The organism is Quadrisphaera sp. INWT6 (assembly GCF_015390235.1).
GTDB lineage: Bacteria > Actinomycetota > Actinomycetes > Actinomycetales > Quadrisphaeraceae > Quadrisphaera.
This window is the reverse complement of record NZ_VUOH01000001.1, coordinates 543,325-569,989: the sequence shown is the minus strand read 5'-3', so window position 1 is coordinate 569,989 and position 26,665 is coordinate 543,325. Positions and strand designations below refer to the sequence as shown.

26 protein-coding genes are annotated in these 26,665 nt (G+C 78.0%); 6 read left to right on the top strand and 20 right to left on the bottom strand.

Annotated features, from left to right (window positions below; translation table 11 throughout):
* Positions 1-56: 56 nt before the first annotated feature.
* Entirely contained in the window at positions 57-1,277 is a 1,221-nt protein-coding gene (gene ftsY / locus F1641_RS02520; RefSeq protein ID WP_194902872.1) for a signal recognition particle-docking protein FtsY, read from the bottom strand.
* Positions 1,278-1,300: 23 nt separating this feature from the next.
* Positions 1,301-5,122 carry an AAA family ATPase gene (locus F1641_RS02515; protein WP_194902871.1) on the bottom strand — a complete coding sequence of 1,274 codons (3,822 nt, stop codon included), beginning with the start codon at positions 5,120-5,122 and terminating at the stop codon, positions 1,301-1,303.
* Positions 5,123-5,322: 200 nt separating this feature from the next.
* Here F1641_RS02515 and F1641_RS02510 point away from each other — a divergent pair, with 200 nt between their 5' ends.
* Positions 5,323-5,754, top strand: a complete 432-nt coding sequence (locus tag F1641_RS02510) for a hypothetical protein (RefSeq protein WP_194902870.1) — start codon at positions 5,323-5,325, stop codon at positions 5,752-5,754.
* A 30-nt stretch (positions 5,755-5,784) separates the two neighbouring features.
* Here the strand turns inward: F1641_RS02510 and F1641_RS02505 are convergent, their stop codons facing one another.
* From F1641_RS02505 to F1641_RS02465, 9 genes are all read right to left on the bottom strand, one after another.
* Entirely contained in the window at positions 5,785-6,036 is a 252-nt protein-coding gene (locus F1641_RS02505; RefSeq protein ID WP_194902869.1) for an acylphosphatase, read from the bottom strand.
* 9 nt (positions 6,037-6,045) lie between these two features.
* Entirely contained in the window at positions 6,046-7,026 is a 981-nt protein-coding gene (locus F1641_RS02500) for an Fpg/Nei family DNA glycosylase (RefSeq protein ID WP_194902868.1), read from the bottom strand.
* Entirely contained in the window at positions 7,019-7,807 is a 789-nt protein-coding gene (gene rnc, locus F1641_RS02495; protein WP_194903319.1) for a ribonuclease III, read from the bottom strand. The genes F1641_RS02500 and rnc overlap by 8 nt, the downstream gene beginning before the upstream one ends.
* Positions 7,804-8,007 carry a 50S ribosomal protein L32 gene (gene rpmF / locus F1641_RS02490; RefSeq protein ID WP_194902867.1) on the bottom strand — a complete coding sequence of 68 codons (204 nt, stop codon included), beginning with the start codon at positions 8,005-8,007 and terminating at the stop codon, positions 7,804-7,806. The genes rnc and rpmF overlap by 4 nt, the downstream gene beginning before the upstream one ends.
* A gap of 2 nt (positions 8,008-8,009) precedes the next feature.
* Positions 8,010-8,612 (bottom strand): DUF177 domain-containing protein, encoded by a 603-nt coding sequence (locus F1641_RS02485; RefSeq protein WP_194902866.1) that lies wholly within the window; start codon positions 8,610-8,612, stop codon positions 8,010-8,012.
* A 126-nt stretch (positions 8,613-8,738) separates the two neighbouring features.
* A complete protein-coding gene (coaD, locus tag F1641_RS02480) occupies positions 8,739-9,254 on the bottom strand; it encodes a pantetheine-phosphate adenylyltransferase (RefSeq protein WP_194902865.1) in 516 nt (171 codons plus the stop codon).
* A gap of 9 nt (positions 9,255-9,263) precedes the next feature.
* Positions 9,264-9,875 carry a 16S rRNA (guanine(966)-N(2))-methyltransferase RsmD gene (gene rsmD / locus F1641_RS20780; protein WP_194902864.1) on the bottom strand — a complete coding sequence of 204 codons (612 nt, stop codon included), beginning with the start codon at positions 9,873-9,875 and terminating at the stop codon, positions 9,264-9,266.
* Positions 9,872-11,200, bottom strand: coding sequence for a hypothetical protein (locus F1641_RS20775; RefSeq protein ID WP_194902863.1), 1,329 nt, complete (start codon positions 11,198-11,200; stop codon positions 9,872-9,874). Before F1641_RS20775 ends, rsmD begins: the two co-directional genes overlap by 4 nt.
* 116 nt (positions 11,201-11,316) lie before the next feature.
* Positions 11,317-13,599 carry an ATP-dependent DNA helicase RecG gene (locus F1641_RS02465; RefSeq protein ID WP_219729466.1) on the bottom strand — a complete coding sequence of 761 codons (2,283 nt, stop codon included), beginning with the start codon at positions 13,597-13,599 and terminating at the stop codon, positions 11,317-11,319.
* 159 nt (positions 13,600-13,758) lie between these two features.
* Between F1641_RS02465 and rpmB the strand changes: the two genes are divergently transcribed.
* Complete coding sequence (gene rpmB / locus F1641_RS02460; RefSeq protein ID WP_194902862.1) at positions 13,759-13,947, top strand: 50S ribosomal protein L28; 189 nt, start codon at positions 13,759-13,761, stop codon at positions 13,945-13,947.
* A 108-nt stretch (positions 13,948-14,055) separates the two neighbouring features.
* Here the strand turns inward: rpmB and F1641_RS02455 are convergent, their stop codons facing one another.
* Entirely contained in the window at positions 14,056-15,069 is a 1,014-nt protein-coding gene (locus F1641_RS02455; RefSeq protein ID WP_309225325.1) for a thiamine-phosphate kinase, read from the bottom strand.
* Positions 15,070-15,182: 113 nt separating this feature from the next.
* Between F1641_RS02455 and F1641_RS02450 the strand changes: the two genes are divergently transcribed.
* Positions 15,183-15,416 (top strand): Lrp/AsnC family transcriptional regulator, encoded by a 234-nt coding sequence (locus tag F1641_RS02450; RefSeq protein WP_194902861.1) that lies wholly within the window; start codon positions 15,183-15,185, stop codon positions 15,414-15,416.
* Between the two features lie 32 nt (positions 15,417-15,448).
* On the top strand, positions 15,449-15,937 hold the full coding sequence (locus tag F1641_RS02445) for a DUF3515 family protein (RefSeq protein ID WP_194902860.1): 489 nt from the start codon (positions 15,449-15,451) through the stop codon (positions 15,935-15,937).
* A 6-nt stretch (positions 15,938-15,943) separates the two neighbouring features.
* Here the strand turns inward: F1641_RS02445 and F1641_RS02440 are convergent, their stop codons facing one another.
* Positions 15,944-17,095 carry a D-alanine--D-alanine ligase family protein gene (locus tag F1641_RS02440; protein ID WP_194902859.1) on the bottom strand — a complete coding sequence of 384 codons (1,152 nt, stop codon included), beginning with the start codon at positions 17,093-17,095 and terminating at the stop codon, positions 15,944-15,946.
* 52 nt (positions 17,096-17,147) lie between these two features.
* On the opposite strand from F1641_RS02440, the gene F1641_RS02435 reads away from it, so the two are divergent.
* On the top strand, positions 17,148-18,305 hold the full coding sequence (locus F1641_RS02435) for an aminotransferase class I/II-fold pyridoxal phosphate-dependent enzyme (RefSeq protein WP_309225324.1): 1,158 nt from the start codon (positions 17,148-17,150) through the stop codon (positions 18,303-18,305).
* A gap of 54 nt (positions 18,306-18,359) precedes the next feature.
* Here the strand turns inward: F1641_RS02435 and F1641_RS02430 are convergent, their stop codons facing one another.
* Genes F1641_RS02430 through F1641_RS22800 form a run of 5 tightly spaced genes read right to left on the bottom strand, consistent with a single transcriptional unit; the run spans position 18,360 to position 23,074 of the window.
* The gene (locus F1641_RS02430; RefSeq protein ID WP_194902857.1) at positions 18,360-19,643 is read right to left on the bottom strand and encodes a hypothetical protein; all 1,284 of its coding nucleotides are present in this window, start codon (positions 19,641-19,643) and stop codon (positions 18,360-18,362) included.
* The gene (locus F1641_RS02425; protein ID WP_194902856.1) at positions 19,637-20,593 is read right to left on the bottom strand and encodes a DMT family transporter; all 957 of its coding nucleotides are present in this window, start codon (positions 20,591-20,593) and stop codon (positions 19,637-19,639) included. The genes F1641_RS02430 and F1641_RS02425 overlap by 7 nt, the downstream gene beginning before the upstream one ends.
* Positions 20,593-21,507 (bottom strand): DMT family transporter, encoded by a 915-nt coding sequence (locus F1641_RS02420; protein WP_194902855.1) that lies wholly within the window; start codon positions 21,505-21,507, stop codon positions 20,593-20,595. The genes F1641_RS02425 and F1641_RS02420 overlap by 1 nt, the downstream gene beginning before the upstream one ends.
* On the bottom strand, positions 21,504-22,364 hold the full coding sequence (locus tag F1641_RS02415; RefSeq protein ID WP_194902854.1) for a polysaccharide deacetylase family protein: 861 nt from the start codon (positions 22,362-22,364) through the stop codon (positions 21,504-21,506). Before F1641_RS02415 ends, F1641_RS02420 begins: the two co-directional genes overlap by 4 nt.
* Complete coding sequence (locus tag F1641_RS22800) at positions 22,361-23,074, bottom strand: response regulator transcription factor (protein WP_194902853.1); 714 nt, start codon at positions 23,072-23,074, stop codon at positions 22,361-22,363. The genes F1641_RS02415 and F1641_RS22800 overlap by 4 nt, the downstream gene beginning before the upstream one ends.
* A gap of 155 nt (positions 23,075-23,229) precedes the next feature.
* Here F1641_RS22800 and F1641_RS22795 point away from each other — a divergent pair, with 155 nt between their 5' ends.
* Positions 23,230-24,681, top strand: coding sequence for an ATP-binding protein (locus tag F1641_RS22795; RefSeq protein WP_194902852.1), 1,452 nt, complete (start codon positions 23,230-23,232; stop codon positions 24,679-24,681).
* A 14-nt stretch (positions 24,682-24,695) separates the two neighbouring features.
* Here the strand turns inward: F1641_RS22795 and F1641_RS02400 are convergent, their stop codons facing one another.
* Both F1641_RS02400 and F1641_RS02395 read right to left on the bottom strand, forming a co-directional pair.
* On the bottom strand, positions 24,696-25,814 hold the full coding sequence (locus tag F1641_RS02400) for an NAD(P)H-dependent glycerol-3-phosphate dehydrogenase (protein WP_194902851.1): 1,119 nt from the start codon (positions 25,812-25,814) through the stop codon (positions 24,696-24,698).
* On the bottom strand, positions 25,811-26,569 hold the full coding sequence (locus F1641_RS02395; protein ID WP_194902850.1) for a 1-acyl-sn-glycerol-3-phosphate acyltransferase: 759 nt from the start codon (positions 26,567-26,569) through the stop codon (positions 25,811-25,813). Before F1641_RS02395 ends, F1641_RS02400 begins: the two co-directional genes overlap by 4 nt.
* Positions 26,570-26,665: the final 96 nt, after the last annotated feature.

Here is a 26,665-nt window from a genome sequence, read left to right as displayed (position 1 = left end):
GGAGCCCTGGTCAGGGCCTCAGGGGCGCCGCCGCGCCGTCGGACGCGTGCCGGGTGTCAGCCGAGGATGGCGTCCACGAAGGCCTCGGGGTCGAACGGGGCGAGGTCGTCGGGGCCCTCGCCGAGCCCGACGAGCTTCACGGGCACGCCCAGCTCGCGCTGCACCGCGACCACGATGCCGCCCTTGGCGGTGCCGTCGAGCTTGGTGAGCACGATCCCGGTGACGTCGACCACCTGCGAGAACACCGCGGCCTGCTTGAGGCCGTTCTGGCCGGTGGTCGCGTCGAGCACCAGCAGCACCTCGCTGACCGGGCCGCTGCGCTCGATGACGCGCTTGACCTTGCCGAGCTCGTCCATGAGCCCGGCCTTGTTCTGCAGCCGCCCGGCGGTGTCGACCAGGACGACGTCGGCCTCCAGCTCGGTGCCGGTCCTGACGGCGTCGAAGGCGACGGCGGCGGGGTCGGCGCCCTCGCGGTCGGAGCGCACCGTGGGCACGCCCACCCGCTCGCCCCACGTGGCCAGCTGCTCGGCGGCGGCGGCGCGGAAGGTGTCGGCGGCGCCGAGGACGACGTCCTTGTCCTGCGCGACGAGCACGCGGGCGAGCTTGCCGACCGTGGTGGTCTTGCCGGTGCCGTTGACCCCGACGACCATCACCACGGCCGGGTGCCCGGGGGCCTCGACGGGGCGCTCGACGCGCAGGGTCCGGTCCATCGCGGGGTCGACCACGGCGAGCAGCTCCTCGCGGAGCATGCCCTTGACGCGCTGCGGGTCGCGCTCCCCCAGGGTGCGGACGCGGGAGCGCAGGCGGTCGACCAGCTCACCGGCGGGGCCGACGCCGAGGTCGGCCAGGAGCAGGGTGTCCTCGACCTCCTCCCAGGTCTCCTCGTCGATGGTGTCGCGCGAGAGGAGGGCCAGCAGGCCGCGACCCAGGGCGCTGTTGGAGCGGGCGAGGCGCTCGCGCAGGCGGACCAGGCGGCCAGCGACCGGCGCGGGGCGCTCCAGCAGCGGCTCGGTCGGGACGGCGACCGCGTCGGGGACACCGAGCAGGTCCGGCGGGGGGAGGGTGTCGATCGTGCGGGTGGCGCTGTCGCGCGGCTCCTCGGCGTCGTCGCCGACGCCGGGCCGCAGGCCCTCGTCGCGCCGGTCGTCCCCGCCGCCGGAGCGGCGCAGGGTGCGCTCCGCGGCGCTGCGGCCGCGGCGCACCAGCCCCACCGCGAGGCCGGCGGCGAGGACGCCGACGAGCACGACGGCGCCGATGATGAGCTCGAGCGTCTCCACGCCCCCAGCCTCCCAGACCCGGCTCAGGCGGTGGGCGCGCGCTCCCTCAGCCGCTGGCCCACGGCGGTGGTCACCCCGTCGGAGCGCATGGTGATGCCGTAGAGGGCGTCGGCCACCTCCATCGTCCGCTCCTGGTGGGTGATGACGATGAGCTGGCTGGTGGCGCGCAGCTCCTCCAGCACCGCCAGCAGGCGGCGCAGGTTCGCGTCGTCCAGGGCCGCCTCGACCTCGTCGAGCACGTAGAATGGGCTCGGGCGCGCGGTGAAGATCGCGACGAGGAGCCCCACGGCCGTCAGCGACCGCTCGCCGCCGGAGAGCAGGCTCAGCCGCTTGACGCGCTTGCCCGCGGGGCGGGCCTCGACCTCCACGCCGCTGGTGAGCAGGTCGGACGGGTCGGTGAGCACCAGGCGCCCCTCACCCCCCGGGAACAGGCGCGGGAAGATCCGCTCGAAGGCGGCGGCGGTGTCGGCGAAGGCCTCCGCGAAGGCCTGCTGCACCCGCTCGTCGACGGTCCGCACGATCTCGAGCAGGTCGGCGCGGGTGGTGCGCAGGTCGTCCAGCTGGGCGGTGAGGAACGCCGAGCGCTCCTCCAGCGCGGAGAACTCCTCCAGGGCCAGCGGGTTCACCCGGCCCAGGCGCTTGAGGTCGCGCTCGGCGCGGGCGAGCCGCGCCTCCTGCTCAGCGCGCACGTACGGGACCCCGGAGGGGGCCTCCTCGCCCTCGGGCGGGGGCGCCGCGGAGGTCGGCACCAGGCGGTCGGGCCCGAACTCCGCCACCAGGACGTCGGCCTCGAGGCCCAGCTCCTGCGGTGCCCGGGCGCACAGGGCGTCGAGCAGCGCGCGCTGCTCGACCCGCGCCACCTCCTCGCGGTGGGCCGCGTCGGTGAGCGCCGCCACCTCGGCGGCCAGGCGGTCGACGCCGGCCCGCCCGGAGCCGACCTCCTGGGCGGCGGCGCGGCGCTGCTCGGCGGCCTCCTCGCGCGTGCGGGACGCCCCGGCGAGCACCTCCTCCAGGACGTCCAGGGCGGTGGCCGCCCCCGCGCCGACCGCGGCGGCGACGGCGAGGGCCGCGCGGTGGCGCGCCGCCTGCTCGAGCGCGCGCTCCCGCGCGGCGCGCTCGGTGCGCGCGGCCCGGGCGAGGCCGTCGGCGCGCCCGCTGCTGGCCCGGTCGCGCTCCTCGGCGGTGCGCAGCGCGAGCCGGGCCTCGACCTCGGCGGCCCGCGCGGCGGTGGACGCCCCCGCCAGGAGGCGGCTGCGCTCGGCGGCGCCGGTCTCGTCCGCCCCACCCGCCGCGGGGTCCCCGCCTGCGGCGGGGGCCGCAGCGCTGTCAGCCGCCTCGGCGGCGGCGAGCTCGCCCTGCAGCGCCTCCAGCCGCTGGGCCTGCGCCGCTGCCGAGGCGTCCGCACGGGCCAGCGCCTCGGTGGCCCGGCGCACCTCGGCCGCTGCGGCCCGGGCGGCGGCGGTCCGCTCCCCCACGACGCGCGCCACCTGCGCGGCGGCGGCGTCGCGGGCGGAGAGGTCGGCGAGGGCCGCGTCACGGCGGGCGCGCGCCCGCTCCGCGGCCTCCTGCGCCGCGGCGAGCTCGGCGCGCGCCGCGGCGCCGCTGCGCTCGAGGCCGGCGAGGGCCTCGCGGGCGGCGTCGGCGGCGGCCTGCACGTGCACGCGACTGGTGCCCGAGGCCGCGCCGCCCCGGGCCGCACCCGCCCGCAGGACCTCCCCCGCCTCGGTGACGGCCACCAGGGACGGTCGTGCGGCGACGAGGGCACGCGCCTGCGCCAGACCCGGGACGGCGACGTGCGCGGCGAGGAGCCCGGCCACGGCCCGGCCGACGCCGTCCTGGCCACCCCCCTCGCCCCCGCCGCCGACACCGCCGCCGACACCGCCGTCCACCGAGACCAGCGCAGCGACCGGGCGGGCCCCCTCGACCCCGGCGACGCCCTCCAGGTCGCGCGCCAGCGCGCGGACGAGCTCGGCGGCGCGGTCGCCGGGCGCACCGCTCGCAGCGGTCGGAGCGTCGGGGGCGTGGGCCGCGCGGCGGGCGCGGCGCGACCCGTCGGGCGCTCCTGCGGCGGTCTGCGCGGCGCTCCCGGACAGGACCACCAGGTCAGCGCGGCCCGCGCCCTCGGAGCGCAGCAGGCGCAGGGCGTCGACGGCGGCGTCGAGGGACTCCACCGCCACGGCCTCGGCGAGGTCGCCCAGGGCGGCGGTGACCACGTCCTCCGCGCCCGGCTCCACCCGCAGCAGGCCCGCGAGCGAGCCCAGCACCCCGGGCAGCCGGGCCCCCGCGGCCAGCAGCACCCCTGGGCCGTCGCGGCGGTCGGCCAGGCCCATCTCCAGGGCCTCCAGGCGCGCGGCGGCGCCGGCCCGGTCGCGCTCGGCCGCCCGCTCCGCGGCCCGGGCGGCGCCGAGCCGCGCCTCGGCGTCGGCCAGCGACGAGGCGGCCGCAGCGGCCTCCTCCCCCACGGGGTCGGCGCCCGGCTCACCGCCGGCGCCCGTCGGCCCCGCCGCGCCGGAGCCCCCGGCCCGCGCCAGGGCGCGCTGCGCGGCGTCGTCGCGCTCCCGGGCCGCGGCGAGCTGCTCGGACGCCCGCGCCGCCTCCGCCCGCGCCGCCTCGAGCCTGCCGCGCGCCGCGGCGGCTCCGCCCTCCAGCCGGGCGCGGCGCTCGCGGCGGTCAGCGGCCTCACGAGCGGCGGCGGCTACCGCCCGCTCGTGCGCGGCCTGCTCGGCCTCGGCCGCGCGGACGGCGGCGGAGGCCGCCTGCAGCGCCGACCGGGCGGCCACCACCTGCGCGGCCAGCGCCTGCTCGGCCTCGCGGGCCCGCTGGGCCGCCGCGTCGAGCTCGTCGGGGTCGCGACCGGTGCCCACCGGGGCGGCGGCGAGCGAGCGCAGCGAGCGCTCCCGCTCGGCCGCGAGGGCCGCGGTGCCCCGCAGCCCCTCGCGCTGGGCGACGAGGGCGTGGCACGCCTGCTCGGCCGGGGCGAGCACCTGCGCCGCGGTGCGCTCGGCGGTCGTGGCGGCGTGCAGACGGGCCCGCGCCGCGGCCAGCTGCTCCTCCAGGCGGGCGAGGTGGTCGGCGGCCACGGCCTCGTCGGCGAGCTCGGCCTCGAGCGCGGCCCCGGCCTGCGCGACGTCGTCGGCGAGGAGGCGGGCGCGGGCGTCGCGGGCGTCGGCCTGGACCACCTGGGCGCGGCGGGCGACGTCGGCCTGGCGCGCCAGGGGACCGAGCTGGCGCCGGACCTCGGCGGACAGGTCGGTCAGCCGGACGAGGTTCGCCTGCATCGCGTCGAGCTTGCGGAGCGCCTTCTCCTTGCGCTTGCGGTGCTTGAGGACGCCCGCGGCCTCCTCGATGAACCCGCGGCGCTCCTCGGGGGTGGCGTGGAGGACGGCGTCGAGCTGGCCCTGGCCGACGATGACGTGCATCTCCCGCCCGATGCCGGTGTCGGAGAGCAGCTCGGTGACGTCGAGCAGGCGGGCGGGGGTGCCGTTGATGGCGTACTCGCTGCCCCCGGTGCGGAACATGGTGCGGGTGATCGTCACCTCGGGGGCGGCGAAGGGCAGCGCGCCGTCGGCGTTGTCGATGGTGAGCGACACCTCGGCGCGGCCCAGGGGCGGCCGGCCGCCGCCCGCGGCGGTCTTCGCGGTGCCGGCGAAGATGACGTCCTGCATGGTGCCGCCGCGCAGGGAGCGGGCGCCCTGCTCGCCCATCACCCAGGCCAGGGCGTCGACGACGTTCGACTTGCCCGACCCGTTGGGCCCCACGACGCACGTGATGCCGGGCTCCAGGTGCAGGGTCGTCGCCGACGCGAAGGACTTGAAGCCCTTCAGGACCAGCGTCTTCAGGTGCACGCCGCGACGCTAGCCGCCGGGCCCGACGCCCGGGCCCGGACGGCGTGATCCACCCTCCCAGGCGGCACCCAGGGACCGCGGAGCACCTCCACAGGCCCTGGGGCCGTCCGCGGGTGGAACCGCCGGGCGCCCGGGAGCAGCATGGGCAGCGGCCCCGACCGACCGGCCGAGACCTTCGAGACGACCGGAGGAGGACGACGATGGCTGTCCTGGGATCGCTGGGAACGCGCACCCGCCAGCAGGTGCACCCCGAGCTGCTGGACGTGCGCGACCGCGAGCACCTGTGGCTCACCGGGCGCACGCTGCACCGCACGCTCGACGCGCACGTGCCCGCCGACGAGGAGGTGCGCGAGCTGCTCGTGGGCGCCGTCGACGGCGGCCGGGGGCTGCTCGCCGTCACCGACGCGCGCGTGGTCGTGGCGCAGGACCCCCGCGACGGCGGCGAGTGCACCAGCATCCCGCTCGGCGAGGTGACCTCCGTGGAGTGGAACCGCCACGGTCCGACCGGCTCGGTGGCCGTGCGGACCGCGCACGGGGGGTGCGTGCTGCGCCACGTCGACCTGCACCGCGGTCCCGCCGTCGTCCTGGACCTGCAGGACCGCACCTCGGCGCTGCGCACCGCGCGCGGCTGACCCCGTCCGGGAGGGTGCCCGGGGGGGCGGTCAGGTCGGCTGCTCGCCCCAGGTGGCCCGGACCTCCTCGACGGAGCCGGGCCGCCCGGCACCGCCCTCGCGCAGGTCGGCCAGCAGCCGGCTGAGCGCGTCCGGTCCCCCGGACGCGGTGACCAGCACGGTGCCGTCCGAGCGGTTCTCCCCCGCCCCGTCCAGCCCGAGCTGCTCGCACCGGCGGGAGACCCACCAGCGGAACCCGACCCCCTGCACCACGCCGCTCACCACGGCCTCCAGCTGCGCCACCCCGGCAGGCTAGGCGCGGACGGTCCGGGGGCGGGGCTGGCAGACCGGGCAGGAGTGCGAGGAGCGGTTGGCGAAGGCCTCGCGCCGCACCGGCGCCCCGCACCGCGGGCAGGGCCGGCCCTCGCGCCCGTAGACCGCGAGCCCGCGCTCGAAGTACCCGGAGGCGCCGTTCACGTCGACGTAGAGGCTGTCGAAGCTCGTGCCGCCGACGGCGAGGGCCTCGGCCATCACGTCGCGGACGTGGCCGAGGAGCGCACGGGCGCCCGGGCGGGTGAGCCCGGAGGCCGGTCGCTCGCCGTGCAGGCGCGCCCGCCACAGGGCCTCGTCGGCGTAGATGTTGCCGACGCCGGAGAGCAGCCCCTGGTCGAGCAGGGACCGCTTCACCCCGCTGCGCCGCGTGCGCAGCCTGTCGACCAGCGCCGCCTCGTCGAGGTGGGGGTCGAACGGGTCGCGGGCGATGTGGGCCACGCCCTCGGGCAGGCGCGGGCTCGACGGGACGCCGACGGGCCCCCGCGCCGCAGCGGTGCCGCCGTCGCCCCCCACCGCGGTGGGCACCTCCGGCGCGAGCCCCCCGGTGCCGCCGGGCAGGCCGTCCGGGGTGGGCAGGAGGTCGACGACGGACAGGCCGCCGAACATGCGCTGGTCGACGAAGCGCAGCTCGCGCCCCTCGAGCGCGTCACCGGACAGCCGCAGCCGGACCCGCAGGTGCTTCTCGTCGGGGGCGTCGGGGGGCTCCAGGAGCAGCTGGCCGCTCATGCCGAGGTGGGCCAGCAGCGCCTCCCCGGAGTCGAGCTCGAGCCAGAGGAACTTGCCGCGGCGGACGACGTCGTCGACGCGGACGCCGACCAGGCGCGCCACGAGGTCGGCCGGTCCCTGGACGTGGCGGCGCACCGGCCGCGGGTGCAGCACCTCGACGGCCTCGACGCGCGCGCCGGTGGTCCAGCGGGCCAGCCCGCGCCGGACGACCTCGACCTCGGGGAGCTCAGGCACCGGTCTCGACGCGCGTCCCGGCGGGCGCCTCCCCGCGCTCGGCGTGCAGGCGGCGCCAGGCGGTGGCCGCCGCCGTCTGCTCGGCCTCCTTCTTGCTGCGCCCGGAGCCGCGGCCCGAGGGCGGCGGCACGACGCCGGGCCCGCGGGGCGCCTCCGGGAACGACGCGACCGCCGTGAAGGTCTTGGAGTGGTCGGGGCCGTCCTCGGTGACGGCGTAGGAGACGGACCCGAGGCCGTGCGCGGCGCCGAGCTCCTGCAGGGACGTCTTCCAGTCGAGGCCGGCGCCCAGCTCCTCGCTGTGGGCGAGCAGGGGCGCGACCAGGCGCAGCACGAGCGCGCGGGCGGCGTCAGGCCCGTGCGAGAGGTACGTGGCGCCGATGACGGCCTCGGTGGTGTCGGCGAGGATCGAGTCCTTGTCGCGGCCGCCGGTGGCCTCCTCGCCGCGGCCCAGGCGCACGGCGGAGCCGAGGTCGAGGGTGCGCGCCACGCTGGCGAGGGCGCGCATGTTGACCACCGCCGAGCGGAGCTTCGCGAGCCGGCCCTCGGGCAGGTCGGGGTGGCGGTGGTACAGCTCGTCGGTCACGACGAGCCCGAGGACGGCGTCGCCGAGGAACTCGAGGCGCTCGTTGGTCGCCACCCCACCGTTCTCGTAGGACCACGAGCGGTGGACGAGCGCCTGCTCGAGCAGCCCGGTCTCGACGTCGAGACCGAGCTGCTCGGTGAGGCGGGCGTGGACCTGGTCGCGCGGCGGCTCAGCGGGCCGACGGCGCCGGGCCGTCAGAGGTCCTTGACCTTGCGGCCCTTGTACTCGAGGTACAGGGGCGTGCCAGCGGCGTCGGTGACGACGCGGGCGGTGTGGGGCAGGGAGTACTCGGTCTCGCTGCCGCGGGTGGTGGCGACCAGCGTCAGGGGCGCGGCCTTCCACTGCGACCGGCGGTGCCGGGTGTTCGAACGGGACATCTTGCGCTTCGGGACCGCCACGGTCAGCTCCTCGGGTTGTCCGGCCCGGCGGGCCGCTCGTCGGTGGTGTTCTGGCTGGTGCTTCCGTCGGTGGGGGTGCTGGCAGCGAGCTGTCGCAGCGCCGCCCACCGGGGGTCGGAGTCGTCGTGGTCGTGCAGCGGGTCGTCGACGAGGCGGACGCCGCACTGCGAGCACAGGCCCGGGCAGTCGACGGTGCAGACCGGCTGGAAGGGCAGGGAGGGGACGACCGCGTCGCGCAGGACGGGCTCGAGGTCGAGCAGGTCTCCCTGCATCTCCTGCAGGTCCTCGTCGTCGGCGGCCGCCGCACCCGGGTAGGCGTACAGCTCCTGGACGCGCACGTCGACCGACCGCTCGACCGGGTCGAGGCAGCGGACGCACTCGCCCACGGCCTCGCCGTGAACCGTGCCGGACACCAGGACCCCCTCGACCACGGACTCGAGCAGCAGCTCGAGCCGCAGGTCGGACCCCTCGGGCACGCCGATGACCTCGGTGCCGAGGTCGGCCGGAGCCGGCACCGTGCGGTGCAGGGGCCGCGAGAGCCCGGGCCGCCGACCCAGCTCACGGGTGTCGACGACGTACGGGGAGCGCACGTCGAGGTGTTCCATCGTCCTTCTGCCTCAGAGGTCGGTCTGCGGTCGGGGCGCACCTCCCGCTCGAGGGAGCGAGGGCGGACAGCCTCCAGACCGAGGAGTGAGCCTACCCCGTCCCGGCCGTGAGCCCGAACCGGCTCGTCAGGGGCGGGCGAGCCGCCGCAGGACGGCCGGCGGGACGTAGGGCTCGACGCTGCCGCCGAGGTCGTGCACCTGGCGCACCAGGGAGCTGGAGACGTGGGCCCAGCGGGGGTCGGCGACCAGCAGGACGGTCTCCACGCCGGCGAGGTCGCGGTTGACCAGGGCCATCGGCTGCTCGTGGGTGACGTCGGCGGGCGTGCGCAGGCCCTTCACCACGGCGGTGGCGCCCACCCCGCGCACGTGGTCGACCAGCAGGCCGCCCTCGACGGCCTCGACGCGGACCCGGGCGGCGTCGGACGGGGCCAGGGCCTCGGAGAGGGCCTCCCCCATCGCCGCGACGCGCTCGGAGGCGCTCCACCGCGACGACTTGGCCGGGTTGACGTGCACCGCCACGACCACCTCGTCGAAGAGGGCGGCGGCGCGGGAGACGACGTCGAGGTGGCCCAGCGTGGGCGGGTCGAAGGAGCCGGGGCAGACGCACCGGGTGGGCGCGCGCTCGGGCGCGGTCTCGGGCACGCGCCGACCCTACGGCCGGTCCCCCGGAGGCTCGGAGGTGCCGCCGGCGCCGTCGGCCGCGACGCTCGGCTCGGCCCACCACAGGACGGTCTCGCCGTAGCGCCGCTCCTCGTAGCGCTCCAGGCCCGGCGGCCAGCCCGGCTCCGGGGTGCGGGAGGAGCGCTCGACCACCACGTGGGCCTGCGCCGCGAGCCACCCGCGCTCCACGAGGGCCGCGAGGAGCGCGGCGAGCGCGTCCTCGGCGAGGTCGTAGGGCGGGTCGACCAGGACGACGTCGGCCGCACCCAGCGCGGCGGGCCCCGCGGCGAGGAACGAGGCCGCCGTGGTGGCGTGGACGGTCACCCCGGGCAGGCCGAGGGCCGCGGCGTTGCGGCGGCACGAGGCGGCGGCGGCAGCCGCGGAGTCGACCAGGGCCACCCTGCCGGCCCCGCGGCTCGCGGCCTCGAGGCCCAGGGCCCCGGAGCCGGCGAAGAGGTCGAGCACCACGGCGCCGGTGAGGTCGCGCTCGTGCTCCAGGCGGGAGAACAGCGCCTCGCGGACGCGGTCGGAGGTCGGGCGCGTGGCGCCGCGGGGCACCTCGAGGCGGCGTCCGCCGGCGGCACCGGAGATGACGCGCGTCACGACCGGCTCCGCGCGGTGGCGACCGCCACGGCGAGCAGCGCGACACCGGCCGCGGCGAGCACGGCCGTGCCGGCCAGCGCGCCGTGCTGCTCCGAGAGCCACCCGGCGACGGCCGCGCCCGTGCCGACGCCCACCACGACGCCGCTGCCGACCAGGGTCATCGCGGTGGTCCCCCGGCCCTGCGGCGCGCGCTCGGCCGCCATGGAGGTGATGGTGACCATCGCCGGGCCGATCGCCAGGCCGGCGACCACGGTGGTGGCCCCCAGCACCAGCAGCGAGGGGGTCAGGGCCAGCGACAGCGCCATCGCCCCCACGCCGACCAGCAGCACCGCCGACGACAGGCCGAGCCTGCGCGCGAGGCTCACCGACGCCGGCACCGCGACCATCGCGACCGCCGTGAAGGCGGACCCCACGGCCATCGCCGCGACGAGGAGCCCTCCGGCGCCGACCTGCCCGGCCTCCTGCGCCGCGGCGGTCAGCGCGGTGTTGCCGCCGCCGAAGAACAGGCCCATGGCCGCGGCCCCGGCCAGGACGACGGCGAGGGCGCGCACCAGCTGCCCGGCGCCTCCGCGCGGTCGGGCCGCGCCGGACCCGGCGGACGCCCCAGCCGCGGGCCCAGCACCGGGCCCAGCAGCGGGCCCGGCAGCGGGCCCGGCAGCGGTGGCGGCGGGGCCCGACCAGACCGCGCTGGGGTGCAGCGCGAAGGCCGGGACCGCGACGGCCACGAGGCCCGCGGCCACCCACAGGCTCCACGTGGTCGAGCCGGCGAGCGCGACGAGGCCCGCGAGCGCCGGGCCCATGACGTAGGCGACCTCGTCGGCGGCGCTCTCCGCGGCCATCGCGGTGGGGACGAGCTGCGGGGTGCGGCGCATCCACCGGGCGCGGGAGAAGGCGCCGACGGGCGGGAGGGCGAGCCCGGCGAGGAGGGTGACCGCGAGCAGCGCCGGCACGGGCAGGCTCGCGGCCCCGAGGGCGATGCCGACCAGCGCGGCGACGTGGACGGCGGCGGCGACGAGCAGGACGGGCCGCTGCCCCCCGGACTGCGAGAGCCGGTCGGCCAGGGCGCCGAGCCCCGGACCGCCCACGGCCTCGCCGACCGCCGCGGCGGCAGCGGCCAGACCGCCCACGGCGACGGATCCGGTGCCGGCGGTGACCGCGGCGAGCACCGAGACCGGGACCACCGTGATGGGCAGGCGCGCCAGGAACGAGGTGACCAGGTACGGCGTGCCCGCGGCGCGGCGCAGCTCGGCGAAGGGGGCGAGCGCCCCCGCGAGGCCCGTTCCGGTGCCGGCCGGGGTGCCGGCGGGGGTGGTGGTGGACGTCATCAGAGGTGCTCCCAGGGACGTGTGCGCCTCCCCACCACAGGTCGCACGGTGCCCTGAGCTCGTGTCGGGGCCATGGTAGACCGCCGACCGCGCTGGGCAGGGGACGCGCAGGAGCGTCAGCCGCGCTCGACGAAGGCCTCCTTGGCCTCCAGCGCCTCCAGCGCGGCGCGCACCCGCGGGGCGTCGGTGAGCTCGGGGTCGAAGGCGACCAGGTCGGAGGCGTAGCGGCGGGCGCGGGTGATGAGGTCCTCGTTGCCGAGGACCTTGAGGTAGCGCAGCGAGGAGTTGTTGCGGCCCGACTGCGCCGCGCCGAGCACGTCGCCCTCGCGCCGGGAGGCCAGGTCGAGGTCGGCCACGGCGAACCCGTCGGACGTGGCGGCGAACTGCGTGAGCCGCTCCAGGCCCGGGTCGCCGTCCTGGGCGCCGGTCATGAGCAGGCACAGCCCGGCGTGGGCCCCCCGCCCGACGCGGCCGCGGAGCTGGTGCAGCTGCGACAGGCCGAAGCGCTCGGCGTCGACGACGACCATGACGGTGGCGCCGGGCACGTCGACCCCGACCTCCACGACGGTGGTGGCCACCAGCACGTCGGTCTCGCCGGCGGCGAAGGCGCGCATGGCGGCGTCCTTGTCGTCGGGGCGCAGGCGCCCGTGGAGCACGCCCAGGCGCAGGCCCGCCAGCTCGGGGCGGGCGCGCAGCTCCTCGAGCACCTCGTACAGGGCCCGCGGGGGGCGGCGCGGGTCGCCGGGCGGACCGCCGGGGCCGTCGGGGTCGCCCGGGTCGGTGGGGTGCCGACCGAGCTCCTCCCCGGGGTCGGGGGCCGACAGCACGCCGTCGTCGTCCTCCGCGGACCCGTCACCGATGCGGGGGCACACGACGTAGACCTGGTGGCCCGCGTCGGCGGCCTCGCGCACGCGCTGCCAGCACCTGTCGACGTAGTTGGCGCGCCAGTCGGGGACGACGGCCGTGGTGATGCCCTGCCGGCCGGCGGGCAGCTCGGTGAGGGTGGAGACCTCGAGGTCTCCGAAGACGGTCATCGCCACCGTGCGCGGGATGGGCGTGGCCGTCATGACCAGCACGTGCGGCGGGGTGCCCGACTTGGCGCGCAGGGCGTCGCGCTGCTCCACGCCGAAGCGGTGCTGCTCGTCGACCACGACGAGGCCCAGGTCGTAGAAGTCGACCCGGTCCTGCAGGAGCGCGTGGGTGCCGATGACGATCCCCGCGTCGCCGCTGGCGACGTCGAGCAGGGCCGCGCGGCGCTCCGCCGTCGACATCGACCCCGTGAGGAGGCGCACCTGCACCTGCGGGCCGCTGCCGGCGGGCCCGCCGAGCAGGCCGTCGGCGGCGAGGTCGCCCAGCATCCGGGTCAGGGAGCGGACGTGCTGCTGGGCGAGCACCTCGGTGGGCGCGAGCAGCGCGCACTGGGCGCCGGCGTCGACCACCTGGAGCATCGCCCGCAGGGCCACGACCGTCTTGCCGGAGCCGACCTCGCCCTGCAGCAGCCGGTTCATCGGGGAGGTGCGCGACAGGTCGGCGGTCAGCGCCGCGCCGACGTCGCGCTGGCCCTCGGTGAGGGTGAACGGCAGCGAGGCGTCGAAGGCCGAGAGCGCGCCGCCCTCGCGGGGCGGGTAGGGGCTGGCGGGCAGGACGGCGAGGGCCGCGCGCCGGCGGGCCAGGGCGACCTGCGTGACGTAGGCCTCCTCGAGCTCGAAGTGGCGCAGGCCCCTGGGCGGCTGCTCGAGGTCGGTGGGGCGGTGCAGCAGGAGCAGGGCGTCGAGCTTGCTCGGCACCTGCTCCAGCTCGCGCACGCCGGAGGGCAGGACGTCGGGCACGTCCTCGGGGACGAGCGTGTCCAGCACGGTGGCGACGGCCTTCTGCGTCTTCCAGCTGGGGAGCTTCTTGAAGGCCGGGTAGACCACGACGACCTCGTCGGCGCGGGCGCGCAGCGCGTCCTCGTCGGTGGCCATCACCGTGTCGAGGTCTCCGGGGAGCAGCTCGTAGTCGGGGTGCACCAGCTGCAGCCGGTCGCGGTAGGTGTTGACCTTGCCGGAGAACATCGCCACGCGGCCCCACTTCAGGCGGCTCTGGTGGTAGCCGACCTGGTTGGTGCGCCCGAAGAAGGCCAGCGACAGCTCGCTCTCGCCGTCGGTGACGACCACCTCGACCATCATCCCGCCGCGCTGGCGCAGCGGCCGGGTGCTGGTGCGCACCACCTCGGCGACGACGGTGGCGTCCTCGCCCTCGACCAGCTGGCCCAGGCGCGTCAGCTCGCCGCGGCGGTAGTAGCGGCGCGGGAAGAGGTGGACGAGCTCTCCGACGGTGGTCGCGCCGTGCGTCTCGGCGATGACCTTGGCGGTGCGCTCCCCCAGCTCGCGGGTCAGGGGTGTCGACAGGCGGGACACGCGCGCCAGCCTGCCAGGGAGCACCGACAGACCGCCGGTGTCGTCAGCAGCCTCGAGCCTCGGCTAGTCTTGGGCGATCGCCGGGTCCTGCGCAGTGTCGTGCTGCCTAGTCCCGACCCGGCCCACGAGATCATCTGTCGAGAGCACTGGAGTAGAGCTGTGGCTGCCACCTGCGACGTCTGCGGCAAGGGCCCTGGGTTCGGCCACGCCATCTCCCACTCCCACCGCCGCACCAAGCGCCGCTTCGACCCGAACATCCAGCGCGTGCGCACCATGGTCAACGGCGTCACGCCCAAGCGCGTCAACGTGTGCACCTCCTGCCTGAAGGCCGGCAAGGTCACCCGCTGACACCAGCGTCCTCCAGCAGCGCCCGCCCGGCTCCGGCCCGGCGGGCGCTGCTGCGTCCGGGCCCCTCCGCAGCCCGTGCCGCAGCCCGGTCGCAGCGGGCCGGGCGCGTCAGGCGTAGACGTCCCAGCCGCCCCTGACCTGCTCGTTGCCGCCGATGGTCACCGCGGGCCAGCCGGTGCGCTCGGGCAGCACGTGGCCGATCACCACGAAGGGCGCCGGCAGCCCGGCCCGCGCCACCTCCGGCGGGAAGGTCGCCAGCAGGGCGTGGTCCTCCCCGCCGCCGCGCACCCACGACCGCGCCGGACCCTGCTCCTCGCGCAGGCCCACCAGGGCGCGGGCGGCGTGCAGCAGGTCGAGGACGTGCTCGTCCTCCCAGCTCGCGTCGAGGTCGAGGTGCACCCGTGAGGCCGCGGCCAGGCGCGCGCCGTCGACGCCCAGGCCGTCGCTGACGTCGAGCATCGCCGTCGCCCCCGCCAGCGCCGCGGCGGGCCCGGCCGCGAGCGGCGGGTCGGGGGTGCGGTGCGCGGCGAGCAGCTCCGGGGCCGTGCGCGAGGCCAGCTCGGGCCCCCCGGCGAGCAGCAGCGCGAGCCCGGCCGCCGAGCGCCCCACGGACCCGGCGAGCGCCAGCACGTCACCGGGGCGGGCGCCGCTGCGCAGCACGGGGGCGCGGCCCTGGAGGTCGCCGAGGGCCGTGATGGAGACCAGCAGCTCCGAGGCGCCGGAGAGGTCTCCGCCGACGACGCCGGTGCCGTGCACCTCGCAGGCCGCCGCGACCCCGCGGGCGAGGTCCTCCAGCCAGGCCACGGGCGTCTCCGGCGGAGCGCCGAGGGTGAGCAGGAGCCCGGTGGGCACCGCGCCCATCGCGGCGACGTCGGCGAGGTTCTGCACGGCGGCCTTGGCGCCGACGTCGGACCCGGAGGACCAGTCGGTGCGGAAGTCGCGGCCCTCCACGAGCAGGTCGGTCGTCGCGACGACGCGGCGGTCGGGGGCGGCGACGACGGCGGCGTCGTCACCGGGGCCCAGCAGCGCAGCGGGGCCGGCACCGAGGAGGGGCAGGAGGCGGGCGAGCACGCGCGCCTCGCCGGCCCGACCCACGGAGTCGCCGCCAGGACGCCCGCTCACCACAGGCGGACGGTACCGTGGTGAGGTCGTTACGTTTTCGTGACCTGGACGGGCAGCGCTGCCCTCGCCCCGGGTCCGAGCGCTGTCGTCCGTCCCCGAGCGGAGGTGTGGGCGTGGTCGAGGCCTACGTGCTGGTGCAGACCGAGGTCGGCCGTGCCGACCAGGTCGCCCGGCAGCTCGGCGACCTCGACGGCGTGCTGTCCGCCCACGCCGTCACCGGGCCCTACGACGTCGTCGTGCACGTGGGGACCCGTCCCCTCGACGACCTCGGCGCCCTCGTGGTCGGGAGGATCTCCGTGGTGCCGGGCATCGTGAGGACCGTCACCTGCACCGTGATGCGCGAGTGACCCCGGGCGGACGCGTGTGGCTGGATGGGGGCGTGCTCCCCCGCCGCCGCGCGCTCGCACCCGCCGCCGCCCTGGTGTCCCTCGCCCTGGCCCCGGCGCTGTCCGGGTGCTCCCGCGCCGTCGCCGTCGAGGCCGCCCCCCAGGGGTGGTCGAAGGCCTGCGCCGAGGTCTACACCGCCCTGCCCGACGGCGTCGCCGGGCTCGACCGCCGCGAGACCACCGCCCAGGGGGCCGCTGCGTGGTCGGGCGGCGCGGGCGGCGAGGTCGTGGTGCTGCGCTGCGGCGTGGAGCCGCTCGACGCCCTCCAGACCGCCGGTGGCTGCCAGGCCGTGGGGGACGCCGGCGCCCAGGTCGACTGGATCCCCGCAGAGCCGCACGACGGGCGCGTCACCTGGACCACCTACGGCCGCACCCCCGCGGTGGCCCTCGTGATGCCCGCCGACGAGGCGGTCACCAGCTCGGCGCCGCTGGACGTGGGGCCCGCCGTCGCCCTGCTCCCCCAGGACCGCACCTGCTCCTGAGCGGCCTCAGCGCAGGCCGGTGGGCCTGGCCAGCGCCAGGCGCAGCACCCTGTCGAGCAGGGCGGGGTAGTCCAGACCCGTGGAGGCCCACAGCCGCGGGAACATCGACGACGCGGTGAAGCCCGGCATCGTGTTCACCTCGTTGACGAGCAGCTCTCCGCTGGGTGTGAGGAAGAGGTCGACCCGCGCCAGGCCCTCGGCGCCCACCGCCGTGAACACCTGCAGCGCCAGCTCGCGGGCCCGCTGGGCGACGTCGTCGGGCAGGTCGGCCGGGCAGTCGAGGCGCACGGCGCCGCTGTCGAGGTACTTCGCCTCGAAGTCGTAGAACGCGCGCCCGGCGCCGACGACGATCTCGCCGCACACCGACGCCCGGGGCACCGCGCGCACTCCGCCAGCGCCCTCGACGAGCTCCTCCAGCACTCCGACCTCGACCTCGCGAGGAGACTCGGCGGCGGCCTCGACGACCACCTTGGGGTCGTGGGACGCGGCGAGCTCGACGGCGGCGGCCAGTCCCTCGGGGCCGTCGACGCGCGAGACCCCCATGCTCGACCCGGCGCGCGCGGGCTTCACGAAGACGGGCCACCCGAGCGCGGCCACGCGCTCCTCGCAGGTGGCGCGGTCGTGCTCCCACTGCCCCGGCAGCAGCGTGGTCCACGCGCCGACCGGGAGGCCGGCGGCCGCGAGGACGGTGCGGGTGAACGCCTTGTCCATCGACAGCGCCGACGCGAGCACCCCCGAGCCGGCGTAGCGGACGTCGCCCAGCTCGAGCATCCCCTGGAGCGTGCCGTCCTCGCCGTAGGGCCCGTGCAGCAGCGGCAGGACGACGTCGACGTCACCCAGCTCGCGCAGGGGGTGCCCCGGCTCGCTGGCCTGCAGGGCGCGGTCGTCGGTGGCGACCGGCACCAGGACGCCGGGGCCCTCGTCGCGGCCGACCTCGGGCAGCGGGCCGCTCTCGGGCAGGGCCCAGCGGGCCGGGTCGTCGGAGGCGAGGACCCACCGGCCGGTGGGGGTGATGCCGACGGGCACCACGTCCCACTGCGAGCGGTCGAGGGCCGCGAGCACCCCGGCGGCGGTGGCGCAGCTGATGGCGTGCTCGCTGGAGCGGCCGCCGAAGACGACGGCGACCCGCGGACGGCGACCGGAGGAGGGTTCTGCCACGGTCTGCGACCCTAGCCCGCCGGGCGTCGCACCCCCGCCCTACCGTCGGACCGTGCACGACGACTCCTCCTGGTCCCCCGAGACGCTGGCCGTGGCGGCCGGCCGGCCGCCCCGCACCCCCGACGCCCCCGTGAACCCCGCGCTGGAGCTGACGTCCACCTTCGTGGCCAGCACCGCGCCGGGGGCCCGCGGGTACGCGCGCTTCGCCAACCCCACCTGGGAGGCGCTGGAGGAGGTGCTCGCCCTCCTGGAGGCCGCGCAGCCGGCCTCCGGCGGCGGGGCGCGGGCCTTCGCCTCCGGCATGGCGGCGGTCAGCGCGGTGCTCGAGCAGGTGCCGGTCGGGGGCCTGGTCATCGCCCCCGAGGGCGCCTACAACACCACCCTGGGGCTGCTCGACCACCTGGAGGCGAAGGGCCGCCTGCGCCAGCGCCGCGTGCAGCCCGCCGACACCGCCGCCGTCGAGGCCGCCCTGGAGGGCACCTCCCCAGGAGACCTGCTGTGGCTGGAGTCGCCCACCAACCCGCTGCTGGAGGTGGCCGACCTGCCCGCGCTGTGCGCCGCCGCCCGCGCCGCCGGGGTGCGCACCGCCGTCGACAACACCTTCGCCACGCCGCTGGTGCAGCAGCCGCTGGAGCTCGGCGCCGACGTCGTCGTCCACTCGGTGACGAAGTACCTCGCCGGGCACTCCGACGTCGTGCTGGGCGCCGTGGTCGCCCGCGACCCGGAGCTGCTCGCGGAGCTGACCCGCCACCGCACCCTCGCCGGGAGCATCCCCGGCCCCTTCGAGGCCTGGCTGGCGCTGCGCGGCGTGCGCACGCTGCACCTGCGCGTGGAGCGCTCCCAGGCCAGCGCCGCCGAGCTGGCCCGCCGCCTGAGCACCCACGCGGCGGTCGCGAGGGTGCGCCACCCGTCGCTGCCGTCGGACCCGGGCCACGAGCGCGCGAAGGCCCAGATGCGGGGCTTCGGGTCGGTCGTCTCCGTCGAGGTGCGCGGCGGGGCCGCCGCCGCCACGGCCGTGCAGGACGGCGTGCGCCTGTGGCTGCCGGCCACGAGCCTCGGCGGGGTGGAGTCGCTCGTCGAGCGGCGCCGCCGGCACCCGCTGGAGCCGGTGGTGGTCCCGGAGGAGCTGCTGCGCCTGTCGGTCGGCGTCGAGGGTGTCGAGGACCTCTGGGCCGACCTCGACGCCGCCCTCACCGCCTCCCAGCGCTGAGGCGGGGCGGGGCCCGGACGCGCCGTCCGGGCCCCGCCCACCGGGGCCGGTGCGTCAGCCGCTGCGCCGCGCCAGCACCGGGGCGAGCAGCGCCGACACGAGCGCGGCGCGGGCCACCCGGCCGGGGCGCAGCGGCCGCGTGGCGCGCAGGGGGGCGAGCACGCGGTCGCGCCGACGGGGAGCGGTGAGGTCGATCAGGTCGGCCGTCGACAGCGCGCTGTCGGAGGGGACGAGCAGGCCGAGCACGGCCTCGGCGGGGCAGCCGAGGTCCGGGCGCTGCCGGCCGCGGGCCAGCGCGGTGCGCAGCGCCGGGGCCAGCTCGGCGTCGGTGCGGGCCCACGGGGCCAGCCGCGCGCCCTCGAGCACGGCGGCGTTCGCGCGTCCGTGCCCCGGGATGCACCTGTAGCTGACGGCGGGCAGGCCCGCCACGAGCGCCTCCGTGTAGGAGAGGCCACCGGCGTTCTGCACCAGGACGTCGGCGACGCTGAGCAGCTCGTGCACGTCGCTGCGCCACCCCAGGGCGACGGCGCCGGGGACGGCGGCCACGCGGGCGCGCAGGTCCTCGTTGCGGCCGCACAGGACCATGGGCACCAGTCCGGCCTCCCCCACGCGCGCGGCGCTCTCCTCGACGTCGCCCAGGCCGAGGGACCCGGCGACCAGCAGCGCCACCTTGCGGGACGGGTCGATGCCCAGCTCGCGGCGCAGCTCGGCGCCCCGCGCGGCGGGGACCTGCGTGAAGCGCTCGGGCACCAGCGGGCCGACGGCCGTCATCGGCACGCCGTAGTCGCGCAGGCCCTGGCGGGCCGTGGCCCCGGTGACGGTCCAGTGGTGGTCGACGCCGGAGTGGATCCAGGAGCGGTGGGCGGCCGGGTCGCACAGGTAGGTCACGACGGGCACGCGCAGGCGCCCGGCCTCGCGCAGCCGGCCCAGCTCCTGGCTGGCCAGGGGGTAGGTCGACACCACGAGGGAGTAGGGGCGGCGGCGCGCCCAGCGGAGCATCCGCCGGCCGCTGGTGCGGCACAGCAGCGCCAGCAGGAAGCGCCAGAACGGGGAGTCCTCCAGGACGCCGAAGAGCCACTCGAACAGGGCCGGGACCCGGCCGACGCTCTGGGTGTAGCCCTGCCGCAGGAAGAGCGCCGCACCGGGGACGAGCGCGCTGAGGTGGTCCTCGACGTCGACGTGCACGCCGAGCGCGCGCAGGCGGCGCGCGAGCTCGTGCGCGGCGCCGTCGTGGCCCGCGCCGACGCTGCCCGACACGACGAGCACGCTGGCCCAGGGCGCGGGCTCCTCCGCGGCGTCGGCCGGTGCTCCGGGTCCACGTCCCTCGGGCTTCAGCACAGCTCCTCCTCAGGGGGTCGTCCGACCGCTGCTCTCGAGTCGGTGGGGTCGTGGGGGCCGGCGGTGGCGCCGGCGGTGGCGCCGGCGGTGGGGGCGTCGGCGCCCGTGGGGTCCTCGCCGGCGGTGAGCCGGGACAGCTGGATGACGGCGGTGACCATGAGGGCCAGCCCGAGGACCTGCAGCACGAGCGCGAGCGGGTGGTCCGAGAGGCGCTCGCCGAAGGCCCAGGCGCCGAGGCTCGCCGCGGTCACCGGCTCGGCGATGGTGATGGCGGGCTGGGAGGCCGTCAGGACGCCCACGCGGTAGCTCGACTGGTTCAGCACGACGCCGGTCGCACCGACCAGGGCGAGGGCCAGCAGCGGCCAGGACAGCGCGGCCGCGAGGCCGCCGGTGTCCAGGCGCCCGGTCACCTCCTTGAGCAGCCCGCCGGCCGCGCCCAGGGCGCAGCCCCCGCCCAGGCCGAGGAGCAGCGCCCGGTACCGGCCGCCGCGCGCCGTCGACAGGCCGGCGGCCAGCGCCGACGTGCCGACCGCGACGAGCACGCCCGTCTTCAGGGCGCCCTCGACGGCGGTGTCCGCGCCGCTGCCCGGACGGGCCGCGGTGAGGAAGAGGGCCAGCCCGGCGACGACGGCCACCGCCCAGCCCCACTCGGCCCGGGCCGGACGGCGGTGCTCCAGGACCACCGACAGCGGCAGCGCGATCAGCAGGCCCGTGACGAGCAGCGGCTGGACCACCAGCAGGGCGCCCTGGGAGACCGCCAGGGCCTGCAGCCCGCCCCCGACCAGCCCGAGCGCCAGGCCGGCCAGCCACAGGGGCTGGCGCAGCAGCACGAGCACGAGGCGGACGCCGGTGGCGCTGCCCGCGGGGGCCGTGGCGGCCGAGCGGTGCTGCACGACCGTCGAGGAGGCGAAGAACGCCGCGGCGCACAGGGCGAGGACGACCGGGAGCATCAGCCCACCCCCTGCAGCCGCGGGCCGTCGCCGGGGGAGGTCGGGTGGTCGAGGTCGGGCACCACCAGGGCGATGGCGATGACCCCGGCCGCCATGAGCAGCGCCCCGGCCACCTGCCCGGCCACCGGCAGCGCGCCCGTGGCGAGGTGCTCGGCGAACGCGGTGGCCCCGATCGCCGCGGCCACCGCCGGCTCGGCGATGGAGTGGGCGGGCTGGGAGGCCGACAGGACCCCGGCGGCGTACCCCGCCTGCGTGGCCACGAGGCCCAGCACGCCGGTCACCACGGCGCCCAGGGTGGCCGGGTCGAGCAGCGCGGAGGCCGGGTCGCGGTCGACCAGCCCGACGACCTGCTTCAGCAGGGCGCTGGAGACCCCGATGAGCGCCCCTCCGGACAGCCCGAGCAGCAGCGCCTTCCAGCGCCGCAGCACGGTCTCGCCGAGGACCGCCGCCAGCAGCGCCGCCGCCGTCCAGCCGCCCGCGGCCCAGTACAGCTCCCCGGGCGGGGCCAGCCGGCGGCCGAGGTCGGGGTCCGCGGCGAAGAGGAACAGGCCCAGGCCCACGAGGACGGCGAGCGCGGCGAGCAGCTCGGCCCGCCGCGGCCGGCGGCGCGCGAGGGCGTCGGAGATCGGCAGGGCGAGCAGCAGGCCCAGCAGCAGGATCGGCTGCACGACGACGAGCGCGCCGCTGTGCAGGGCCAGGGCCTGCAGCGCGAGGGCCGCCACGGCGAGGACGAGCCCCACGAGCCACAGGGGGCTGCGCACCAGCCGCGCCAGCAGCGCGAAGGGGCCGCGGGAGCCGGTCGAGCCGTCGACGGACGTGGTCGTGCCGTGCTGGACGGCGGCGCGGTGCTGGGCCACGGTGGAGGCCGCGAAGCACGCCGCCGACGCGAGCGCCAGGGCGATGTCGGGCCTCACCGGTCTCCCCCGCCGGTGGTCGGAGCGCTCGGGCTGCGGTCCCCGTCGGTCGCCGGAGCGCTGGACGGGCGGGCGCCGTCGAGGTGCTCGGCCAGGCGCCGGACCTCCCAGCCGCGCTCGCGGACGGCCTCGACGATGCGGGGCAGCGCGGCGGCCGTGGCGCGCCACGAGCCGGGCACCGAGGTGCAGTCGGAGTCGTGCAGGAGCACGGTGCCGCCGCCCCCGGTCGGACCGGGGGCGTCGCGCAGCAGGTCGGCCAGCACGGTGCCGGCCACCTGGTCGGGGGCGCGGGCGAGCCAGTCGCGGCCCCACGCCGTCCAGAGCACCGGACGCAGCCCCAGGCGGTGGGCGGCCCACAGGGTGCCGCCGGAGACGGCGCCGTAGGGCGGCCGCGTGAAGCGCAGCCAGCGGGCCACCTCGTGGGGCTCCTGGCCGACGTCGGCGGCCACGGCGTCGGCCAGCACGGCGGCGCGGGCCCGGCGCAGGTCGGCGGTGAGGGCCGGCGCGGTGCGGGAGAGGTGGTTGCGGTGCTCGAACCCGTGCAGGGCCACCTCGTGGCCGTCGGCGAGCAGGGAGGCGACGGCGCCGGGGTGGCGGCGCACCTGGCTGCCGAGCACGAAGAAGGTGGCGCGGACGCCGAGGTCGTCCAGGGCCCGCCGGACGGCGGGGGTCCCCTCGGGGTGGGGCCCGTCGTCGAAGGTGAGCGCCACGCCGCCGGGGGCGCCGACGCCCAGCAGGCCGGGGGCGGCGTGCCGGCGCCAGCCGCCGCGGCCCAGGACGGCGGGGCCCGCGTGACCGACCGCAGCGGCGGCCGCGAGCGCGCCGGCGGCCCGCAGGGCGGTGCTGCGGCCGCTCACGGCGCGGTCTCCTCGTGCCCGTCAGCGGCGCCGAGCTCGCCGTCGGCGTGGAGCAGGTACCCGGCGCCGCGCGAGGTGCGGATGGTCTCGACGCCGAAGGGGCGGTCGACCTTCTCCCGGAGCCGGCGGACGTGGACCTCGACGACGTTCGAGGCGCCGTCGTAGGCGGAGTCCCAGACGTGGTCGATGAGGTGCGCCCGCGACAGCACGCGGCCCGGGTGGCGCATGAACTCCGCGAGCAGGGCGAACTCCTTGCTGGTCAGGTCGACCGGCACGCCGCCGCGCTCGACGCGGCGGCTGCTGGGGTCGAGCAGGAGGTCGCCGACGCGCATCACCGCGGGACGCGGCACGGCGCCGCGGCGCACCAGGGACCGGACGCGGGCGAAGAGCTCGTCGAGGGCGAAGGGCTTGGTGAGGTAGTCGTCGGCGCCGGCGTCGAGGCCGCGCACCCGGTCGGAGACGTCGCCGCGGGCGGTCAGCATGAGCACGGGGGCCCAGCGGCCGCGCTCGCGCAGCTGGCGGGCCACCTCGAAGCCGTCGGGGGCCGGGATCATCGCGTCGAGGACCACGACGTCGTAGTCGTTCTCGGTGCCCGACCACAGCGCGTCGGTCCCGTTGCCGACGACGTCGACCGCGTACCCCTCGGAGGCCAGCGCCCGCCGCAGCAGGCGGGCCATGGCGCCGTCGTCCTCGACGACGAGCACCCTCACGAGGGCACCCGCTCGCGCTGACGCGGTGTCATGGTGTCCTCTCGGTGGCCCCGGGCTCCCGGGGAGGCGTCCCGCACCTCCTTTCCTGGGAGGTCGCTGAACGCCCTGTCATGCAGGGTCTGGGAAGAGAGTGCCCCGTGCAGGATGACGAAGCGGTGAACCGGCCCCGGCGCGTCGTGAAGCTCCTCCCCGCCGCGCTGCGGGCCCGCCTGGCGGTGCTGTTCGCCGCCGCGGTCGCCGTCGTCATCGCCGCGGCCGTCGGGCTGCTGGCGCTGGCCACCGACCGCCAGTTCGACGCCGCCGTCGACTCCGCGCTGGCCACGCGCACCTCGGTGCTCCAGCAGGCCCTCGGACGCGGCGACGTCGGGGTCGTCCGCCAGGACGGGCTCGCGGAGCTGGTCGACGCCCGCGACGACCTCGTGGAGGCCTCGCAGGACGCCCGCTCCCTGGACCGCGAGGCGCAGCCCGGCAGCTCCGGGGCGGCCGCGACCGCACCGGCGGACTCCCCCGGTGGGCGCCCCTCGGAGGCGGCCTTCCTCCCGGCGGCCGACCTCGCGCAGGCGCGGGCGTCCGGCTCGGCCAGCGGCAGCCTGGAGGTCCGCGGGCAGGGGCGCGTGCGGTGGCAGGCCACCGCCGTCTCCGTGCCCGGCGAGGGGTCCGTGCTCGTGGTGGGCACCCGCATGCGCGAGCTCGACGAGGCCGAGGCGCGGCTGGTGCTGCTCTTCCTCGCGGGTGCCCCCCTGCTGGTGGCCAGCCTGGGCCTGGCCGGGTGGCTGCTCGCGGGCGCGGCGCTGCGGCCGGTGGCCTCGCTCACCCGCCGCGCCGCGCAGATCTCCCCCGCCGACGTCGGCCAGCGGCTCCCCCAGCCGCCGGGGACCGACGAGGTGGCCGTCCTCGCCCGCACCCTGAACCGGATGCTCGACCGCCTCGAGGTGGCGGTGCGGCGCGAGCGCGAGTTCGTCGACGACGCCGCCCACGAGCTGCGCACGCCCATCGCGGTGCTCCGCGGCGAGCTCGAGCTCGCGCTGCGGCTCGGTGACCGCCTGCCCGAGGACGCGGTCGAGTCGCTGCAGGCCGCCCTCGGCGAGGCGGAGCGCCTCGAGCACCTCGCCCAGGACCTGCTGGTGCTGGCCTCCGCCGAGCACGGCGGCGGGCACCGGGCGCCCGTGGCCCTGGGGGCGCTCGCGCAGCGGGAGGCCCCCCGGCTGGCGGCCGCGCACCCCGTCGTGGTCGAGGTCAGCGGTCCGGAGGTGGTGGTCGACGGCGACGAGCGCGCGCTCGGCCGCCTGCTCACCAACCTCGTGGCGAACGCCGAGGCCGCCGGGGCCTCGCGGGTGCAGGTGCGCACCGCTCTGGCCGCCCCGGGCTCGGTGGAGCTCGTGGTGGCCGACGACGGCCGGGGCTTCCCCCCGGAGCTCGCCGCCACCGCCACCGAGCGCTTCACCCGGGGCGACGCGGCCCGCACCCGCTCGGGCGGTGGCGCGGGCCTGGGGCTCGCGATCGTCGCCGCCGTCGTCAGCGACCACGGCGGCCGGCTGTCGCTGGCGAGCGACCCCGCCCTCGGCGGGGCGCAGGTCCGCGTGGTGCTCCCCGGCGCAGCCGGCTGACCGACCGGCCGGCGTCAGGCCCGGCGCAGCCGCTCGTCGCGCAGCGGCTGGGAGAGCAGGTGCAGCGCGGCGTCACGGGGGTCGCGGCCCTCGACGAGCACGGCGGCCACCTGCTCCACCACGCCCATCGCCACGCCGGCGTCGTCGGCCATCGCGCTGATGGAGCGCGCGGTGCCCACGGCCTCCGCGGTGCCGCCGAGGGTGGCGAGCACGTCCGCCAGCGGCCGGCCCTGGGAGAGCCCGACCCCGAGCCGGTGGTTGCGCGACAGGGTCGAGGCGCAGGTGGCGAACGCGTCGCCCGCCCCGGCCAGCCCGGCCACGGTGGAGGCCGCCCCCCCGAGCGCGACGACCAGGCGGGTCACCTCGGCGAGGCCGAGGGCGATGACGGACGCCTTGGCGTTGTCGCCCAGCCCCAGGCCCTCGGCGAGGCCGACGCCGACCGCGAGCAGGTTCTTGGCCGCACCGGCGACCTCGACCCCGATGACGTCGACCGTGGTGAAGGGCCGGAAGTAGTCGGTGGCGCACAGGGCCGCGGTGCGGTCGGCGACCTCGGGGTCGGTCGAGGCGACCACCGTGGCGCACGGGCGGCGCTCGGCGATCTCGCGCGCCAGGTTGGGTCCGGAGACGACGGCGTAGGGCACCGGACCGCCGGCGCCGCCCGAGCCGGCGTCCGCGACGGGCGCCAGCACCTCCTCGACCAGCTGGCTCACGCGCAGGTGGGTGTCGACCTCGAGCCCCTTGAGCAGGCTGACGAAGACGGGCACCCGGCCCGAGCGCCGCGCCCCGGCCTCGAGGTGGGGCAGCGCCGTGGTGAGCACGCCGCGCAGCCGCTGGACGGGGACCGCCAGCACCACGTCGTCGACGTCGCGCAGGGCCTCGGCGAGGTCGGTGGTCGCCGTGACCCCGGCGGGCAGCCGCAGGCCGGGCAGGTAGGCCGAGTTGGCCGACGACGACGCGATCTCCTCCACCACGACCGGGTCGCGGCCCCACACCACCACGCGGGCGCGCGGGTCGGCGTCGGCCACGAGCTGCGCGAACGTGGTGCCCCAGCTGCCGGCGCCGAGGACGGCGACGCGGCGGCCGGCGGGCTCGGGGGCGCCGTCGGGCTGCTGGCTGGTGACGGGGGTGCTCACGGGGTCCCCTCGACCTCGGGACGCGCGGCGGCGGGCGCCGCCGCGGGACGGCGGGACTGCGTGCGCGGGTCCCACCGGGGCGGCACCGGGAGGCCCCGGAGCTCGGACAGCTGCTGGGCGACGGCGTCGACGACGACCTCGGTCGCCTCGCGCAGCACCGTCTGGGTGAGCGGGCGGCCGCGGAACGCCGACAGGTCGACGGGCGGGCCCACGAGCACCTGCATCCGCGGGCGCGGCCACGGCTTGGGGCGGCCCGTGCGCGGCAGCAGCTGCTGGGGCCCCCACTGCGCCAGCGGCACGACCGGCGCACCCGTGGTCAGGGCCAGGCGCGCGGCGCCGGTCTTGCCGACCATCGGCCAGCCCTCGGGGTCCTTGGTCAGCGTGCCGTCGGTGAAGATCACGACCCGGTCACCGGCCTCGACGGCCTCGGCGGCGCTCTGCAGGGCGCGGCCCGCGTCACCACCGCCGCGGTGCACCGGCACCCCGCGCATGACGCGCAGCAGGGCTCCCAGCAGCGGCACCCGGAAGAGGCTCTCCTTGGCGAGGATGCGGGGGACGGGGCCGGAGGCCACCAGCACGTCGGCCAGGGTCACCGGGTCGAGCCAGGAGACGTGGTTGGCCGCGATGACGCAGCCGCCGTCGGGCAGGTGCTCCAGACCGCGCCAGCTCGGCCGAGAGACCGAGCGGAGCACGCCGCGGACCACGACGGCCGCCGTTCCGAGCGGGAGACCGAGCCCGCGCTGCACCAGTGCCACGGGCGGTCAGGCTAGTGGGACGGCCCCCCGGCTGCTCGGCAGGTGCTCTGCGGGTGCTCTGCAGGCGCAGGGCGCGGCTCGGCCGCGGACGGGTGC